This window comes from Corallococcus sp. AB049A, assembly GCF_003668885.1.
In the GTDB taxonomy this organism is placed as follows: Bacteria; Myxococcota; Myxococcia; order Myxococcales; family Myxococcaceae; genus Corallococcus; species Corallococcus interemptor.
In genome coordinates this window covers 1-1078 of record NZ_RAWL01000819.1, presented here as the reverse complement: position 1 = coordinate 1078, position 1078 = coordinate 1, and the positions used below count along the sequence as shown (strand labels likewise).

The 1078-nt window shown below is 72.5% G+C and carries 1 protein-coding gene and 1 pseudogene; both read right to left on the bottom strand.

Annotated elements, in window-relative coordinates; all coding sequences use genetic code 11:
* Window positions 1–130: 130 nt before the first annotated feature.
* The gene (locus D7X55_RS39625; RefSeq protein ID WP_120553228.1) at window positions 131–673 is read right to left on the bottom strand and encodes a hypothetical protein; all 543 of its coding nucleotides are present in this window, start codon (window positions 671–673) and stop codon (window positions 131–133) included.
* Between the two features lie 182 nt (window positions 674–855).
* A pseudogene (locus D7X55_RS39620) lies at window positions 856–1078 on the bottom strand (hypothetical protein); the annotation flags it as partial.

The window sequence follows — 1078 nt, the reverse complement described above, 5'->3', positions numbered from 1 at the left end:
TGTGTATAAGAGACAGATCCATGACAGCGCACCCTCCCGCCAGCCCCCGGACCCTTCCTCGTTGAGGAGTGTCAAGCCGGACGGATCGGCAAACCGTTACAACCAAACCCTGGCGCCTCCTGCGCGCCGTTCAGTGCATCGCGGACCGCTCGTCGCGGCGGCCCATGGGGGCCCGGCGCGCGTGGGACGGCCGCTCGAAGTACTCCACCACCAGGCCGCCGAAGGGCACCCGAGGCCCATCCGCCTTCGGGTCCGCCATCCGCTGGAGCAGCGCCACCGCGCTGTCCACGGCCTCGTCGAGCGCGCGGTTGATCCGCTGGCGCTCCGCGTCCCCACCGCCCAGCACCTCCAGGGCGTCCACCAGGCACCGCCGCAGCAGTGCGAATTCGTCGTGCAGGGCCCGCGCGCCACGCTCCGGCGCCAGGCGCAGCACCGCGCGGGTGCGGCTCCACGGGCTGGACTCCACGCCTTCCAGCGTCAGTCCCAGTTCCCGGACGAAGGGCTCCACCAGTCCGTCCAGCAGGCTGGGGCCCGGAACGCCCTGGCCCTCGTGCGCCGCCAGCCGCATCCGCCGCCACAGCGCCGCGATGCGCTCCGGCTGCTTGCTGAAGACCCGGGCCGCCCCGGCCTTCTTCCGTCCCCGCTCCGCCGCCATGTCCGTTGTCGTCCGCATCGCGAACGAAGACTTAGCAAGGGCTTTGCCAACGCCTGAGGGTTGCTGGTTCCCAATGAATCCGCCCACTTGGGCAGTGGGGTTGCCCTGAAGGGAGGGCGGAGGACGTAAATCCTACGGGGCGGATGTTGAAAGGCCGGGAGGAGGGGAAGTTCCTTCCCTGCCTGGGCACGGCGCGCCCCTCAGTGGAGCGTCGGCTTGGGCGGGCGGCCGGACGGGGCCTCGTCGTCGAGCTCGAACTCGCCGCTGGGCGCCTCCGGCTCCTCGCCCGCCTCCACGTCCTCCGGCCGGCCCGCGCCAGACTCCAGCGCCTCCGGTGCGCCCTCCAGGGCCTCCGGCTGGCTGGGCGTGGACGGATTGGGCGGGGCCACGGGCGTGGTGGCGCCGGGCCACTCCGGCCAGGGG